This is a genomic window from Lysinibacillus sphaericus OT4b.31, from assembly GCF_000392615.1.
Lineage (GTDB): Bacteria > Bacillota > Bacilli > Bacillales_A > Planococcaceae > Lysinibacillus > Lysinibacillus sphaericus_B.
Genome location: NZ_KB933398.1, coordinates 2,960,757 through 2,977,375, shown reverse-complemented (window position 1 = coordinate 2,977,375; position 16,619 = coordinate 2,960,757). Strand labels below are relative to the sequence as shown.

Annotated in this window: 15 protein-coding genes and 1 pseudogene; 13 read left to right on the top strand and 3 right to left on the bottom strand. The window is 38.8% G+C overall.

Annotation, left to right across the window (positions count from 1 at the left end; genetic code table 11):
* The first annotated feature begins 71 nt into the window (after positions 1 to 71).
* The 3 genes from accB (at position 72) to H131_RS13625 (ending at position 2,599) form a co-directional block, all read left to right on the top strand.
* A complete protein-coding gene (accB, locus tag H131_RS13635; RefSeq protein WP_010859752.1) occupies positions 72 to 566 on the top strand; it encodes an acetyl-CoA carboxylase biotin carboxyl carrier protein in 495 nt (164 codons plus the stop codon).
* A 15-nt stretch (positions 567 to 581) separates the two neighbouring features.
* On the top strand, positions 582 to 1,940 hold the full coding sequence (accC, locus tag H131_RS13630) for an acetyl-CoA carboxylase biotin carboxylase subunit (RefSeq protein ID WP_010859751.1): 1,359 nt from the start codon (positions 582 to 584) through the stop codon (positions 1,938 to 1,940).
* Positions 1,941 to 2,188: 248 nt separating this feature from the next.
* On the top strand, positions 2,189 to 2,599 hold the full coding sequence (locus tag H131_RS13625; protein ID WP_010859750.1) for an Asp23/Gls24 family envelope stress response protein: 411 nt from the start codon (positions 2,189 to 2,191) through the stop codon (positions 2,597 to 2,599).
* Between the two features lie 95 nt (positions 2,600 to 2,694).
* Here H131_RS13625 and H131_RS13620 read toward each other — a convergent pair whose 3' ends face one another.
* Positions 2,695 to 3,864 carry an MFS transporter gene (locus H131_RS13620; protein WP_010859749.1) on the bottom strand — a complete coding sequence of 390 codons (1,170 nt, stop codon included), beginning with the start codon at positions 3,862 to 3,864 and terminating at the stop codon, positions 2,695 to 2,697.
* 136 nt (positions 3,865 to 4,000) lie between these two features.
* On the bottom strand, positions 4,001 to 4,843 hold the full coding sequence (locus H131_RS13615; protein ID WP_010859748.1) for a MerR family transcriptional regulator: 843 nt from the start codon (positions 4,841 to 4,843) through the stop codon (positions 4,001 to 4,003).
* 406 nt (positions 4,844 to 5,249) lie between these two features.
* On the opposite strand from H131_RS13615, the gene nusB reads away from it, so the two are divergent.
* Both nusB and folD read left to right on the top strand, forming a co-directional pair.
* Complete coding sequence (nusB, locus tag H131_RS13610) at positions 5,250 to 5,630, top strand: transcription antitermination factor NusB (protein WP_010859747.1); 381 nt, start codon at positions 5,250 to 5,252, stop codon at positions 5,628 to 5,630.
* 34 nt (positions 5,631 to 5,664) lie between these two features.
* A complete protein-coding gene (folD, locus tag H131_RS13605) occupies positions 5,665 to 6,528 on the top strand; it encodes a bifunctional methylenetetrahydrofolate dehydrogenase/methenyltetrahydrofolate cyclohydrolase FolD (RefSeq protein ID WP_010859746.1) in 864 nt (287 codons plus the stop codon).
* Between the two features lie 581 nt (positions 6,529 to 7,109).
* On the opposite strand, the pseudogene H131_RS25450 reads toward folD, so the two are convergent.
* Positions 7,110 to 7,479: pseudogene (locus H131_RS25450) on the bottom strand (transposase); the annotation flags it as partial.
* Positions 7,480 to 7,782: 303 nt separating this feature from the next.
* Between H131_RS25450 and H131_RS13600 the strand changes: the two are divergent.
* The 8 genes from H131_RS13600 (at position 7,783) to recN (ending at position 16,552) form a co-directional block, all read left to right on the top strand.
* A complete protein-coding gene (locus tag H131_RS13600; protein ID WP_010859745.1) occupies positions 7,783 to 8,598 on the top strand; it encodes an undecaprenyl-diphosphate phosphatase in 816 nt (271 codons plus the stop codon).
* Between the two features lie 201 nt (positions 8,599 to 8,799).
* On the top strand, positions 8,800 to 10,152 hold the full coding sequence (gene xseA, locus H131_RS13595) for an exodeoxyribonuclease VII large subunit (RefSeq protein ID WP_010859744.1): 1,353 nt from the start codon (positions 8,800 to 8,802) through the stop codon (positions 10,150 to 10,152).
* 2 nt (positions 10,153 to 10,154) lie between these two features.
* Positions 10,155 to 10,388, top strand: a complete 234-nt coding sequence (xseB, locus tag H131_RS13590; protein ID WP_010859743.1) for an exodeoxyribonuclease VII small subunit — start codon at positions 10,155 to 10,157, stop codon at positions 10,386 to 10,388.
* 3 nt (positions 10,389 to 10,391) lie between these two features.
* Positions 10,392 to 11,273, top strand: a complete 882-nt coding sequence (locus H131_RS13585) for a polyprenyl synthetase family protein (protein ID WP_010859742.1) — start codon at positions 10,392 to 10,394, stop codon at positions 11,271 to 11,273.
* Positions 11,274 to 11,437: 164 nt separating this feature from the next.
* Positions 11,438 to 13,339 (top strand): 1-deoxy-D-xylulose-5-phosphate synthase, encoded by a 1,902-nt coding sequence (dxs, locus tag H131_RS13580; RefSeq protein WP_010859741.1) that lies wholly within the window; start codon positions 11,438 to 11,440, stop codon positions 13,337 to 13,339.
* Complete coding sequence (locus tag H131_RS13575; protein WP_010859740.1) at positions 13,339 to 14,157, top strand: TlyA family RNA methyltransferase; 819 nt, start codon at positions 13,339 to 13,341, stop codon at positions 14,155 to 14,157. The genes dxs and H131_RS13575 overlap by 1 nt, the downstream gene beginning before the upstream one ends.
* A gap of 100 nt (positions 14,158 to 14,257) precedes the next feature.
* Complete coding sequence (gene ahrC, locus H131_RS13570; protein ID WP_010859739.1) at positions 14,258 to 14,707, top strand: transcriptional regulator AhrC/ArgR; 450 nt, start codon at positions 14,258 to 14,260, stop codon at positions 14,705 to 14,707.
* Positions 14,708 to 14,860: 153 nt separating this feature from the next.
* Positions 14,861 to 16,552, top strand: a complete 1,692-nt coding sequence (gene recN, locus H131_RS13565; protein ID WP_010859738.1) for a DNA repair protein RecN — start codon at positions 14,861 to 14,863, stop codon at positions 16,550 to 16,552.
* Positions 16,553 to 16,619: the final 67 nt, after the last annotated feature.

Here is a 16,619-nt window from a genome sequence, read left to right as displayed (position 1 = left end):
TATTTCAAATTGACCGAAATAAATATAGAATAGTGGGTGTAGTAGATATTATTTCATAAGGAGAGTTAAACATGTTCAAAATTCAAGAAATTCGTGAAATCATTAAATTGGTAGATTCTTCTTCAATCGACGAGTTCGTTTATGAAGTAGATGGCGCAAAAGTTAAATTAAAAAAGAACAGTGTGGTTGTTACTGAAACTGTAGCACCTAAGAAAGAAGTTTCAGCTCCTGTTGTACAACAAAGTGCATCAGCAGCAGCTCCAGCACCAGCAGCCCCAGCAAAAGTAGAAGAAGCTCCAGCAGCACCAACAAACAACGACCCATCGTTACATAAAATTGTATCTCCAATGGTTGGTACTTTCTATGCTGCTCCAAACCCAGAATCACCAGCTTACGTACAAGTGGGCGACAAAGTAGGCGACGAGATGATCGTATGTATCGTAGAAGCTATGAAACTGTTCAACGAAATCGAAGCAGAAGTAAAAGGTGAAATCGTTGAAGTACTTGTTAAAGATGGCGAATTAGTTGAATACGGTCAACCATTATTCCTTGTAAAAGCTGAGTAAGGAGTGTATACAACCATGAAAAAAGTTTTAATTGCAAACCGCGGCGAAATCGCTGTACGAATCATTCGTGCTTGTAAAGAGCTAGGTATCAAATCTGTTGCTGTATACTCTGAAGCAGACGCAGACGCATTACATGTGAAATTAGCAGATGAAGCATATTGCATCGGTCCTAAACTATCAAAAGATTCATACCTTAGTTTCCCAGCTTTACTTAGTGTAGCAGAAAAAACAGGTGCAGACGGTATCCACCCAGGTTACGGTTTCGTATCGGAAAACGCTGACTTCGCTGAAGCATGTGAAAACGCAGGCATCAAATTCATTGGTCCTTCATCTGATTCGATTAAAATCATGGGGATTAAAGACGTTGCGCGTACAACAATGGAAGCAGCAGATGTTCCACTTGTTCCAGGTACTGGTATTGTGCCAGATATCGAAACAGGTAAAGAATGGGCTGCTAAAATTGGTTACCCAGTTATCATCAAAGCAACTGCTGGTGGTGGTGGTAAAGGTATCCGTGTAGCTCGTACAGAAGAAGACCTTGTAAAAGGCATCGACATTACGCAAAAAGAGGCTGCTGCAGCATTCGGCAATCCAGGCGTATATTTAGAAAAATTCATCGAATACTTCCGTCACTGCGAAATTCAAATTTTAGCAGATGGTTATGGTAACGTCGTACATTTAGGCGAGCGTGACTGTACAGTGCAGCGTCGTATGCAGAAATTAGTTGAGGAAGCACCATCTCCTGCACTATCTTCTGAACGTCGTGCTGAAATGGGTGCAGCTGCGGTGAAGGCAGCACAGGCATGTAATTATGAAGGTGCTGGTACAATCGAATTCATCTACGATTATCAGGAAGACAAGTTCTACTTCATGGAAATGAATACTCGTATTCAAGTAGAACATCCAGTAACAGAGATGATTTCTGGTGTCGACCTTGTACAACAACAATTGAAAATTGCTTCTGGTGAAAAGCTTCCATTTGCACAAGAAGATATTAAATTAACTGGATGGGCAATTGAATGCCGTATTAACGCAGAAAATGCATACAAAAACTTTATGCCATCAGCTGGTACTGTAGATACTTATATCACTCCAGGTGGTTATGGTGTACGTATTGACTCTGCTGTGTATGCAGGCTATACAATCCCTCCATACTATGATTCAATGGTAGCGAAGTTAATCGTTCATGCAGATACGCGTGAGGAAGCCATTGCGAAAATGAATCGTGCACTAGGGGAATTTGAAGTTTCTGGACCTGGCATCAATACAACCATTCCATTCCATGAAGCATTAATGAATAACGACGTATTCAAATCTGCGAAATTCAACACGAAATTCCTAGAAGAAAACGACGTATTAGGGACAAGTAAATAATCGTTCATACAAAGGCGAAGGAATCCATATGATTTCTTCGCTTTTCACTATTTATAGATACTGTTTTAAAATTTATCGACATCACTTTTTGATTTATCTAGAAAGGCTAGGAATTTATCGCCTAACTTATTAGAAAATATCGATTTGAAATTAAAACGGCTTTCCTAAGCCAAACCTTCCTATTTATAGTATAATAAATGTAACAACAGCATTTGCTTGCGATGCGTAAAGGAAAGGATGATATTTGCATGGCAGAGAAAGTAGGACAATCTTTTGTACAACCAACACCAGCTGGAAAAGAGGAGCTTGGTAAAATTGAGGTAGCGGCGGAAGTAATTGAAATTGTCGCTGGGATTGCTGTTAGCGAGGTAGAAGGTATCGCTGCAACACGTGGTAATATAGCAACGGGTGTTGTGGAACGCTTTGGTAAAAAAGTACACAATAAGGGCATTAAATCTGGCGTCACAGAAAGTGGAGAAATTGCCATTGATGTATTTTGCTCTGTAAAATATGGTTATGCAATTCCAAAAGTTGCGAAGGACGTACAAACACAAATTCGCCAAGCGATTTTAAATATGACTGCACTTGAAACAGCAGAAGTGAATGTACATATTACAGGCATTCATTTTGAAAAAGAAGAAGTGGCTGTACAAGAATAAGAAAAACGAGGTTATCTCAAAATTTTGAGATAACCTCGTTTTCTGTTAGGATGCAATACTAGAGTTGCCTTTAAAATTTTTCTTTTGGTGATAAATTATATTTCAATATGTTTTGGTTTTTTCCAGTAAAATGCAAGCACCACACCGAAGACTAACACGATTGTGGCAAAGTAGTATGGATAGTTTAAATTTATGTCGAACAATATGCCACCTAAAATGGGTCCGAATATATTACCAAGGCTGGTAAACATTGAGTTCATGCCGCCAACGAAGCCTTGTTCATTTCCTGCGATTTTCGATAAATAAGAAGTAACTGCAGGTCGTATTAAATCAAAGCCCACAAAAATAAAGAAAGTGACGAATAATATTGCGGCATAATGATTAACGATTGTCATGGCAAAAGTAAGGACAGCGGATAGTACAAGCGAGTAGCGAATGACGTTAATTTCGCCCATTTTTCTTGTCAACCAATCAAATAATAACAGCTGTGCAAGTGCACCGACAATTCCACTACCAGTAATAATTATTGCAATATCCTTTGGGGTAAATGCAAATTTATGATCTACGAATAAACTAAACAGCGATTCAAATGCTGCAAGACCAAATGATAGGACAAAAATTAACACGAAGGCGATGAAATATAACGGACTAAAAATGCGTTTTGCACTACCCAAAATAGAGCTTGCAGCTTCTGCATCGTCTTTTGCTCGTGTTGGTTCTTTTAATAATGTTAATGATAATATTGCTGCTATGAAACCAAGTATACCTGCGGCGTAGAATGGTACACGTGTACCGATTTCCGCCAAAAAACCACCAAGCCCTGGTCCAATAATAAAGCCCGTGCTAATAGCAGCACTCATATAGCCGAGAGCCTTTGGACGTTGCGCCATTGTTGTAATATCAGCAATGTACGCCGTCACCGCAGGCATAATAAATGCAGCACTTACACCACCGAGCATACGTGATATAAATAACACTTCGATTGTACGGCCAACCCCAAATAACAGCTCTGAAAGTCCAAAAACAAAAAGACCTGCAACGATCATAACTTTCCGACCGATGCGGTCTACGAGTTTACCAGCAATTGGTGAAACAATAAGCTGCGTAATCGCAAATGCCGCGACCATATAACCTACGACAGACCCTGTAATATTAAGTTCGTTCATAATCGTTGGTAAAACAGGAATTACTAGGCCGATGCCTAAAAAGGCGATAAATAAATTACTTAACAAAATAATTAGCGTTAAGGTTTGTTTCTTGTTCATTTTCTTTACTCCTTCAACATTTCACGTTACATGGGAAATACAAAATCCAATCTACTAGAATATTTTCAATTATTACATTAAACCCTATAGTAACTATAGGGTCAAAAGATTTGTTTGAAAAAAGAAGGAAGTGACATTAATTGAGGGATTTTTGCCTAATTTTCAACTCAACAATAAACTTTTTTTCTTGCTCTGCTATTAATGTAGCCGGCATATATAGTTCATATACAGTGGTTTCGAATGCTTTTTTTTGCGACTCTACATAATTCTTAAGTTTTTCATAAAAAGAAAAATATGTTTCAGGGTGATAGATAAAGGCAATGCATACATATATGCCTGCGGGTACAATCGTTTGTTTGACATCGGTTGAAAGTTTAGAAAAGGTACGCTCGGTTAGTAGCGGTGTAAATATGGCATCGTACATAATATCATTTACATCTGCGTACTTTGCAAGTGGGTAGATGCAACCGTAACGACTATTTAATACACTGCCTTCATTTTCGATGATTTTGGTCAATGTACCATAGTACGAATTTGTGCTGGATGTCGGTGTTAGTTCGGTTGTGGTAACTTGTAAAATGGCCATTTCTTCTTCTAACTGCGTATATACTTCACCAAAGACCGGAATATCAATTTGTTCTTGCATTTGTTTTTTAGTTTTCAGTAGGGTGTATTTTACTTCGTTTAATCGGGAGATTTTTTCTTCAAGTCGTTGTTCTTTTTGTTCTAAAAAAATGAGTAGTTCTGCAGGTGTCAGCATGAGTGCTTTTTTTATATCTTCAAGCGACGTACCGATATACTTCAGTGATTTAATTATATCTAAGTAAAAAATCTGATCATCTTTATAATAACGATAATTACTAGAGGTATCAGTATAAGCTGGTTTAAATAAATCAATTTGATCGTAGTAGCGAAGTGTCTGCACAGAAAGATTTGACAACTTTGCCACCTCACCGATTGTATAATAATGTTCTTTCATAGATAGCCTCCTAGCAATAGCAAAAGGAATTTGGAATTTGGAATTCATTACTTCAGATGTCCATTTACACCTCTAAAGTGGAAATGAATTGTTCTCATTATATCATTCAAACTATTTTTAAAAAATATAGCTAGCACCATCATTTTTACAAAAGGTGACATTGCTGGCTGTCGCTCCGCTTTCGTGCATAAAACCAGTTGCGACTAGCGCTTAATTTTTATGCATAAAACCATTTGCGGTTGTCGATTTGCTTTCGCGCATAACTTTATTTGCAAAAGAAAGTTAAAATAAGCAGAAAGTTGCTTGAAAAAGGTTTCAGATTATTGAAAACTTGCTTGAAATCATGTTTCTCACATGAATTTATGCTATTATAAACCTTAATGCCACTTAAGAAGGAGAGCTTTACATGAAACGACATGAAGCACGCGAAAAAGCGTTGCAAGTTTTGTTTCAGCTAGACAATACCAATCTAACAGTCGAAGAAGCAATGGGACATATTAAAGGTCAACCAACAAATGCTTTCTACGAAAAGATTGCAAATGGAACAGCTGAAAATTTGGAGGAAATTGATGCGGCCCTTGCGCAGCATCTAGAAAAGTGGTCAATTGCCCGTCTACCGAAAATTGAAAGAACCGTGTTACGTCTAGCTGTATACGAACTTTTATACATGCCAGAAACACCAAAAAGAGTAGTACTTAACGAAGCAATCGAGTTATGCAAAACATTTGGCGACGATGGATCGTCGAAATTTGTCAATGGCGTACTTTCTAAATTTACAGAACAATAAAAACGTGTTGTATTGGAAGGAGTAACATAGGTTTATGTCAAGTGCAATAATTAATGGTAAAGAAATTGGTCAAGAAATTCGTAATTCTGTAGCAGAGCGTGTAGCTCGCTTAAAAGAGCAAGGATTAACACCAGGCTTGGCGGTTGTATTAGTTGGGGACAACCAAGCTTCTGCTACATATGTAAGAAACAAACAAAAATCTTGTGAAGCCATTGGTATGTTTTCAGAGCTAGTAAAATTACCAGAAGAAACTACGCAAGAAGAATTACTAAAACAAATCGAATTATTAAATGGACGTGAAGACATTCACGGTATTTTAGTTCAATTACCACTCCCAAAACATATTGATGAGGATACTGTTATTGCTACAATCGCCGTTGAAAAGGACGTCGATGGCTTCTCACCAATAAGTGTTGGAAAAATGATGCTTGGCCAAGAAACTTTTTTACCGTGTACGCCGTTTGGTGTTATGAAGCTTCTTGAATATTCAGGAATTGAAATTGCAGGAAAGCATGCGGTCATTGTTGGTCGAAGTCATATCGTAGGGAAACCTATGGGACAACTTCTTTTGCAAAAGGATGCAACCGTGACATACACGCATTCAAAAACACCTGATTTACCTTCATTCACTAAACAAGCGGATATTTTAATTGCAGCAGTTGGACGTGCTAACTTCATTACGAAGGAGCATGTTAAAGCAGGCGCAGTTGTTATTGATGTCGGTATTAACCGCGATGAAAATAACAAGCTGTGTGGCGACGTAAACTTTTCAGATGTCGATGGTGTTGCGTCTCATATGACACCAGTACCAGGTGGAGTTGGGCCAATGACGATCACAATGTTACTTTTCAACACAGTGCAAGCAGCAGAAAATACGCTTGCCAATAAAGTGCAATAATGAGTAAAGATTCTACATTACGTATCGATTTTTAGTAAGTTAAACCTAAAAAGATTCATAAGCAAATTACTTTCATAAATAGTTTGTCTTAAAGATACACGAACATTTTGGTAGGAGCGTAAGGCGGCAACTTCAGCGGGAAAAGTAAGCGAACCGAGACCCTGGGCTGAGCTTTTATGGGAATGAAGGCTAAAAGCGTCACGTCCTGTGTCAACGCATTCGCTTTCGTGACCAACATCCTGTTGCTGACGCTTCGCTTTCGCACATAAAAGTCCCTGTTGCCCCGAAGCGGCTCGGTGCTTGCCCGCGAAAAGCGTCCCCTGTTGCGGAATATAAATGTGATATGAACAATTACTTTATTCTCCTTAATAGTATGCGCTTTTATTGATATGATAGTGAATTATGACATTGATTCAAGCAATGTCTAATTGAAAAAGATACTATTTAAAGAGCATAACTTATAGATTGAGATTGCTCAAATTGACGAAAAAAGGTGTTCGGAATGATCATATTCCGAATACCTTTTGACATTTTATCAGACATATTCGTACCAAATAGCCCCTATTAACGACAGTAGTACGCTACAAGTAACTATTTTCTGCCATTTTTGAACTTTGCCATGTCCAATTAGCTAGCTTCTTCAAAAGTAAGTAGTATTACCTGCATGAACAATTTTTTAATCCTTCGTAAGGTTGTCCAACGCATACCATGCTTTTCTTTCGCATCCGCAGATAAACGTTCAATCTTTTCTTTTTGACGTGCATAATTTGTTTCATGTCACTTTGATGATATAAATGATTGGCTTCTTCCACATGATGCGCCCAAATAGTGATATTCAATGATTTTTCGATGATCCTTACTCGTCGTACACTGAGCCAATAACGGACAACTTGCGCATTAAAACGGATGGGATTTGTACAGTCTTCTACCTTTTTTCGTTGTCGTTGAATAGGATACACTAGTTGATTGGAGCATAGGCGGCGACTTCTGCAAAGAATAGCATGAGTTGAAGGCCCCGCAGGAGCGTAGCGACGAGGAGACTGAAGTCCTGCCTGCGAAAAGCGTTCGACGTAGCGCAAATCAATGGGTTCGTATAGATACTTCTATTTTCAAAGAAAAAAGATTTTTTGAGTTTGTCTATAGTCTGGGCATATCTCATAGATTGAGATATGCTCTTTTTTGTGCGAACCTTTCAGATAATCCCAACGTCTTAACTAAAGTTTGCATTATACATACTAATTATGGAGGGTATTAATGGAGAACTTCGATATAATACTTATTTTGAAGCATATTTTTATTGGACTTGTGCAAGGGTTTACAGAGCCTATTCCGGTATCATCGAGTGGTCATGTCATGATTGCTAGTGAATTACTTGGTTTGGGTGAACAAGGCTTTACATTCGCCATCCTAACGAATACGGCTTCATTGTTGGCCATTGTGTTTATTTATCGGGAAGATATAGTACGACTCATAACACATTTTTTCCTTTATATCAAAACGCGTGAAAGACGCTATAAAGTGGATTTTCGTTTTGCATTATACATTTTGATAGGTTCCATTCCAGCCGGGATATTAGGTGTTTTACTAAGCGATGTCATTGCAGATAATATAAGCATGACGACAATTGCTATGATGTTATTTGTAACCGGCATTGCACTTTGGTTAATTCGTAATATGCGCGGGACGAAGAAGGATGCTGATTTGCGTGCGAAAGATGCAATAATAGTAGGCCTTGGTCAAGCAGTAGCATTAACGCCTGGCATTAGTCGTTCAGGTGCAACTATTATTTCGGCCATTGCAGTTGGCATGAGGCAGGACACCGCATTACGCTTCTCGTTCATGCTTTATATTCCAGTTAGTCTTGGTGGCGTCGTACTCGGGATTACAGATTTTTTAGATGAGCCAAATAAGAGTGCATTAGCAGTGCCGTATGCAGCAACTTTTATTGCTACATTATTTATGACATATTTTGCAATGCGATGGTTTATGGGCATTATGAAAAGTGGTAAGCTTAGCTACTTTACCTATTATTGTTTTATTGTCGGTACATTATTGTTCATTTTTTATTAAAACATTCTCCGCATGACGATACTGTCGTTATGTGGTCTTTTCCGTTTGCTGGTAGATTTCAAGCAAATGCATTAGTTCGTGCTTTTAACATGGGCCATTTTTCTTGCGAAACTGCATTTTTACAGGTCAGGCACAATAAAAAATGTTATGATAAGTGTAGTTTTGTGAAAAACTTGATTTTAGTAAAGGAGCCGAATCAAAATGTCATCAGCTTCTTATTTAACTGTAAAAGCGTTAACAAAATATATTAAACGAAAATTTGATGCTGACCCGCATTTACGTGAGGTTTATGTCAAGGGAGAGCTATCAAATGTCAAGGTACATCAATCAGGGCATATTTACTTTACGTTAAAGGATGACGGTGCACGGATAGCGGCAACGATGTTTAAAGCAGCCGCATCGAAACTAGCATTCGAGCCAACGGATGGTATGCAGGTATTTATCCGAGGAGATGTAAACGTTTACGAAGGTTATGGTACATATCAATTATATGTGCAGGAAATGCAGCCGGATGGCATCGGCAGCTTGTTCGTTGCCTTTAACCAACTGAAGGAACAGTTACAAAAGGAAGGACTTTTTAAAGCTGAATGGAAACAGTCGTTACCGAAGTTCCCGGAAAAAATTGGTATCTTAACGTCAACCACGGGAGCGGCGATTCGCGATATTTGCACAACACTAAAACGGCGATATCCGCTTGCTGAAATTTTAATTTATCCAACACTTGTGCAGGGGGTGCAAGCAGCACCAAGCATTGTACAAAGTATTGAACGTGCTAATCGTGATGCAAGTTGTGACGTATTACTTGTTGGTCGTGGTGGAGGGTCCATTGAGGATTTATGGGCATTTAATGAGGAAGTGGTTGCACGTGCAATCTTCGAAAGCCGTATCCCCATCATTAGTGCGGTTGGTCATGAAACCGATACGACTATAGCTGATTATGTCGCAGATTTGCGGGCACCCACACCAACTGCAGCAGCAGAAATGGCCGTGCCAGATCAGCAGGAACTATTCCAGCGTGTACTCGCACAAAAGTCGCAACTTCATCAAATAGTAAGAGCGCAACTTATGGCAGAGCGACAACGTCTAAATAAGCTCCAACAGTCTTATCCACTGTCGATGCCGGAGAGATTATATCGACCATTTACGGAGAGACTCGCACAAATTGAGTCGGGGTTGCAGAAAGCAATGCAGGTAGATTTAATGAAAAAAGCAGCACAACTTCAAAAATTGCACAGTGCTGTGGAGCAACAATCACCGAAAAAAGCATTAGCATTCCATCAAAAAGAGCTGGAAGCACGCATCCATCAGCTAACACGTTCAGCAACACATTTTGTAACGAAGCAAAAGCAACAATTTGAGGCATCTGTGCGAACGCTTGAAGCATTAAATCCACTTTCTATTTTAACAAGGGGCTTTACGGTTGCTTACAAAGATGAAAAAATGTTAAAATCATCCGCTAACTTAAAGCCAAAAGATCAGCTAGTACTTTCCTTCCATGATGGGAAAGTTATTGCTGAAGTGACAAATGTCTTGCCAAATAATGAGGGGGAATAGACATGGCGAAGAACCAACAAACATTCGCAGAAGCAATGACGGCACTTGAAGAAATTGTCCGTCAGTTAGAGCAAGGCGACGTACCATTAGAAAATGCGATTGATTTATATAAGCAAGGCATGGAACTATCACAATTTTGCCATGGTAAGCTTCAACATGCAGAACAACAGTTAATCTCGATTGTCCAAGAGACAGGTGAAACAACAGCATTTGATCCGCTAAAGGGAGAGAACTAATCAATGAACGAGCAATTAAAACATTTTATTGAAAGCAATACACCACAAGTAGAAGCTGAAATGTTCGCACTTGTTGAAAAAATTGACGCACCGGCCGATTTAAAGGAATCGATGCTCTATTCTTTAAAAGCAGGAGGCAAGCGCATTCGTCCGCTTTTCGTATTAGCGGTATTAGAACTGTTTGCTAAAGACAAAAAGGATGGGCTCACTGTAGGTGCGGTTATTGAAATGATTCATACGTATTCATTAATCCATGATGACCTACCAAGTATGGATAATGATGATTTCCGTCGTGGTAAGCCGACGAATCATAAGGTATTTGGTGAGGCGCTAGCAACACTTGCGGGAGATGCATTAAATACATTAGCTTTCGGCATTTTGGCGCGCATGAATGTATCTGCGGAGAAACGAATTGAATTAGTAAATCTCTTAAGTGTGGCAGCTGGCGCAGAAGGCATGGTTGGTGGTCAAGTGCTGGATATGGAAGGTGAGAAACGTCAGTTAAGCCTAACTGAGCTTGAACATGTTCATATCAATAAAACAGGTGCATTATTACGCTTTAGCATAGAATCAGGCGCAGTATTAGCTGATGTATCTCAAGAAGAACGTGCAGTTTTAAAGGAATACGCACATCATATAGGCCTTGCTTTCCAAATCCAAGACGATATTTTAGATATTGAGGGAACTACAGAGGAACTAGGAAAAACAGCAGGTAAAGATGTAGCGAGCGATAAAAGCACTTATCCGGCATTGTTAACGTTAAATGGAGCAAAAGAAAAACTTGACGAGCATTATCAGCTTGCTATTACAGCACTAAGCAAATTACAAGTAAATGGTAGCTTACTACAAGAGTTTGCATCATATATTGTTCATCGTAAAAACTAAGAGAAAAACAAGGCGTTAAAGGGAACAATTATGCTAGAATAGGTGAGGACGTTTGCCAATGTGTAAACAATAAAGTGTTCGTACTTTTAGCATAATGATAACACTGTTATAATGGTGGAAACACGAATGCGGTGAATAATTTATTGAAAAGGTGTGTGAAAAAGGTGGATTTAAACAAGATCTCTAGTCCATCCTTTTTAAAAAACTTAAATAAGAAGGAGCTCGAACAGCTTGCAAAAGAAATTCGTACCTTCTTAATCGAAAAATGTTCTGTCACAGGTGGTCATATCGGACCAAACCTAGGCGTTGTGGAGCTCACAATTATGCTTCATAAAATGTTTGACAGTCCAAAAGATAAGTTTTTATGGGATGTTGGCCACCAAGCTTACGTGCATAAAATTTTGACAGGTCGCGCGAGTCAATTTGATACATTACGTCAGTTCAAAGGGCTTTGTGGATTTCCAAAGCTTGTGGAGAGTGAACATGATGAATGGGAAACAGGTCATAGCTCGACTTCTTTGTCAGCAGCTATGGGTATGGCAGCAGCACGTGATATTAAAAACGAAAAAAACTTTGTGGTCCCTATTATCGGGGACGGGGCCTTAACAGGCGGTATGGCGCTAGAGGCGTTAAATCATATTGGCCATGCGAAAACAAATATGATTGTCATTTTAAATGATAATGAAATGTCGATTGCACCGAACGTTGGTGCCTTGCATAGTGTACTCGGTCGTCTGCGCACGGCCAAGGAATATTCCAAAGCCAAAGAAGAATTAGAATCATTAATAAATAAAATACCTGTTCTTGGTGGTAAACTTGCATCAACAGCAGAACGTTTAAAAGATAGTTTGAAATATATGGTTGTATCAGGTGTTTTCTTTGAAGAATTGGGCTTTAAATATTTAGGACCAATCGATGGACATGATTTTGACGCACTTGAAACGACGTTATCGTATGCTAAAAAGGTAAATGGCCCTGTCCTTGTTCATGTTATTACGAAAAAGGGTAAAGGTTACAAACCTGCTGAAGATGATACAATTGGTAATTGGCATGGGACAGGTCCTTATAAAATGGAGACTGGCGCATTTGTGAAATCAGAAACAAAAGGTCCTGCTTGGAGCAGTTTAATCGCTGAGACAGTTCGCAAAATTTCACATGAAGATGAGCGTATTGTCACAATTACTCCTGCAATGCCAGTGGGCTCAAAATTACAAGGAATTCAACAAGATTTTCCTAAACGTTTCTTTGATGTTGGGATAGCTGAGCAGCATGCTGCAACGATGGCGGCAGGTCTTGCGACACAGAAAATGAAGCCATTTCTAGCTATTTACTCAACGTTTTTACAACGTGCTTACGATCAGGTCCTTCATGATATTGCACGGCCAAATTTAAATGTCTTTATTGGTATTGACCGTGCCGGTTTAGTTGGAGCAGATGGTGAAACACACCAAGGTGTATTTGACATTGCATTCCTTCGTCATTTGCCAAATATGACCATTATGATGCCTAAGGATGAAAATGAAGGACAGCATATGGTGAAAACAGCGATCGATTATGATGGTGGACCGATTGCGCTTCGCTATCCGCGAGGCAATGGTTTAGGGGTACCGATGGATGATGAACTAATGAGTTTGCCGATTGGTAGCTGGGAAGTATTGCGAGCAGGAAAAGACGCTGCTATTTTAACATTTGGAACGACAATTCCAATGGCTATGGAAGCTGCAAATCTTTTAGCACAACAAGGTATCGACGTAGAAGTGGTCAATGCACGATTCATTAAACCGATGGATGAAGATATGCTACATCGTATTTTAACGAATCATATGCCAGTACTAACGATTGAAGAGGCGATATTACAAGGCGGTTTTGGTAGCGGTGTGCTCGAATTTGCTCATGACCACGGCTATTTAAATGCACTTATCGATCGCATGGGTATCCCAGACCAATTTATCGAGCATGGCAATGTAGACCAATTGCTTGCAGAAATCCATATGACAGCAGAAGATACAGTAGCACGAATGCATGTGTTACTACAACAAAAACAGCAAGTAGGTTTAAACAAATAATGACAAAACAACCGAAAGAACGTGTAGATATTTTACTTGTAGAGCGTGGACTGTGTGAAACACGAGAAAAGGCGAAACGCTCTATTATGGCTGGGCTTGTCTTTTCAAATGAAATTCGCATTGATAAGGCCGGAGAAAAAATTGTTATCGATGCACCACTACAAGTAAAAGGTTCAGATTTAAAGTATGTGAGCCGTGGAGGCTTGAAACTGGAAAAAGCACTACAAATTTTTGATATGTCTGTAGAAGGTAAGCTGATGTTGGACATCGGCTCCTCTACAGGTGGCTTTACAGATTGTGCCCTACAAAATGGTGCAAGACATTGTTATGCATTAGATGTAGGTTCAAATCAGCTTGCATGGAAAATACGATCCGATGAACGTGTAACCGTTATGGAAAAAACAAATTTTCGCTATACGACGGCGGCTGATTTAACAAAGGGATTGCCTGACTTTGCCACAATAGATGTCAGCTTTATTTCATTATCTTTAATTTTACCAGTTTTAAAAACAGTATTAATGCCTGGTGGGGATGTCATGGCTTTAGTAAAGCCACAGTTTGAAGCCGGAAAAGAAAATGTAGGTAAAAAGGGCATTGTTCGTGATAAAAAGGTACACCTTGATGTCTTAGAAAAGACTGCAAAAATGGCCACACAAGTTGGATTTATTGTCAAGGATGCATCTTTTTCGCCAATTACAGGTGGCGAAGGTAATATTGAATTTTTATTCCATTTAGTGAATCCAGTAGATGCGGAAAAAATTCCTGCATATACAACTTTTAATGCACTCGTTGAAGAAGCGCATAGTGCACTAAAATAACACGTGCTCGCTAGTAGAGCCGTGTTTTTTCTTGTGCTTTTATGTTCAAGATGGTAGTGTAAATATACAAATACTTAACTATTTATAAGAGGTGACGGATATGAATAAAAGTCAAAGACATATACGAATTAGGGATATTATTGCAAATCATGAAATTGAAACTCAAGATGATTTAGTCGATTTTTTAAAGGATGCAGGCTATAATGTGACGCAAGCAACAGTCTCACGAGATATTAAAGAATTGCACCTTGTCAAGGTACCATTGCAAGATGGACGTTACAAATATAGCTTACCCGCAGACCAACGATTCAATCCTGTACAAAAATTACACCGTGCATTAGCAGATGCTTTTATTAGTATTGATGGTGCTTCGCATTTTTTAGTCATGAAGGCACTTCCAGGAAATGCGAATGCCATCGCATCGCTTCTTGACCATTTAGATTGGCCAGAAATTTTAGGAACTATTTCTGGGGACGATACAATTTTAATCATTTGTCGCGACGAAAATGAGCGTGAAAATACAAAAAATCGCTTGTTAGAAATGTTATAAAGTGAAACTTTAATCGTTGGTTCCCTGATTTTTAGTTGAACTAATAGGGGCATAACTTTTCATAGTCTGTATTTTGATGTGAAAGACTTAGTATTTGCACCAGTTAGTAACGGGAAAAATAACAGGGAGAATTTGATACAGAGGTGACATTTTGTGTTAAGAGAGCTTAGTATTCGAAACTTTGCCATCATTGAGGATTTAACAGTTAGCTTTTCAGATGGTTTAACGGTGTTAACGGGAGAAACAGGAGCAGGGAAATCGATTATTATTGATGCCGTGCATTTACTTGCTGGTGGTAGAGGAAATTCAGAATTTATTCGCCATGGCGCTAAAAAAGCAGAGTTAGGTGGATTATTCCAAATTCCAAGTCCTGTACACCTTGTTTACAAAAAATTAGAGGATGCCGGTATAGAAATAGAAGAAGATACCATCATATTGCGTCGTGATTTGAATGACACTGGTAAAAGTATCTGTCGTGTGAATGGCAAACTTGTTCCATTATCCGTATTACGGGATATCGGGGCTAGTCTGATTGACATTCATGGCCAGCATGAAAACCAAGAATTAATGGATGAAAAACAACATATTCATTTACTTGACCAATTTGCTGAGGAACAGCTTACACCCATTCAAGATATATACGGTAAGCAATATGAAGAATATCGAGCGTTGAAGAAAGAATTGGCATCGATTTCTATAGATGAGCAGATAATGGCGCAACGCATTGATTTGTACCAGTTTCAAATGAAAGAATTAGAAGACGCAAATTTAAAACTAGGTGAGGAAGACGAGCTGCTCGATGAACGTCGCCGTCTGATGAACTTCAATAAAATTTTTGAACGATCTAGTGCAGCTTATGAAGCAATCCAAGGAGAAACGAAAGGCTTGGACTGGATTGGTAGTGCCATGGGAGCTTTAGAGGATGCTGCTACCATTGATGAACAATTTAAAGATGCTTCGGAAGCTGTCACAACAGCGTTTTATGCTTTGCAGGATGCAGCCTATCAGGTGAAAAATGTACTAGACGAACTCGAATTTGATCCAGCCCGACTAAACGAAGTCGAGCAACGACTTGCTCTTTTACAAAACATGAAGCGTAAATATGGAGCAACGGTTGAAGATATTTTAACCTATTATGAAAAAATTAAAACAGAGCTGAACGAGTTATTAAATCGTGACGAAATTTTACAAGTGAAAGAACGTAAAGTTCTTGAAATGGAAGAAATTTTGAATGAATTAGCAACAGAACTATCTAATGTCCGGAAAGTAGCTGCTCATGAATTAAGTGAAGCTATTATGGCTGAGTTGCGGGAATTACATATGGAAAAAGCAAAGTTTATCGTGAATTTTGATGCTTTGCCTTATTTCGATGCAAATGGTAAAGATCAGGTCATATTCTATATTTCAACGAATGTCGGAGAACCACCGAAATCTTTACCGAAAATTGCTTCTGGCGGTGAATTATCGCGTATGATGTTAGCGTTAAAGACCATTTTCTCTTCATCGAATGGTGTAACATCCATTATTTTTGATGAGGTTGATACAGGTGTGAGTGGTCGAGTGGCACAAGCAATTGCTGAAAAAATTGCCGCAATTTCTATTAATTCTCAAGTGTTATGTATTTCACATTTACCACAAGTGGCTGCAATGGCAGATCATCATTATTTTATAAAAAAAGAAGTCGAGCATGACCGTACGTTTACGTCATTGGCTGAAATAGATACACATGCGCGCATTGAAGAAGTAAGTAGAATGATGTCAGGTGCTGAAATTACAGACTTAACTTTACAGCACGCAACAGAGCTTTTAAACATGGCCAATGAGCGAAAAAAACGCATGCGTTAACATTATTTTAAAAATATCCAGAAACAATTTCAACTGTTTCTGGGTTTTTTGCATTTTGCGCAAATAT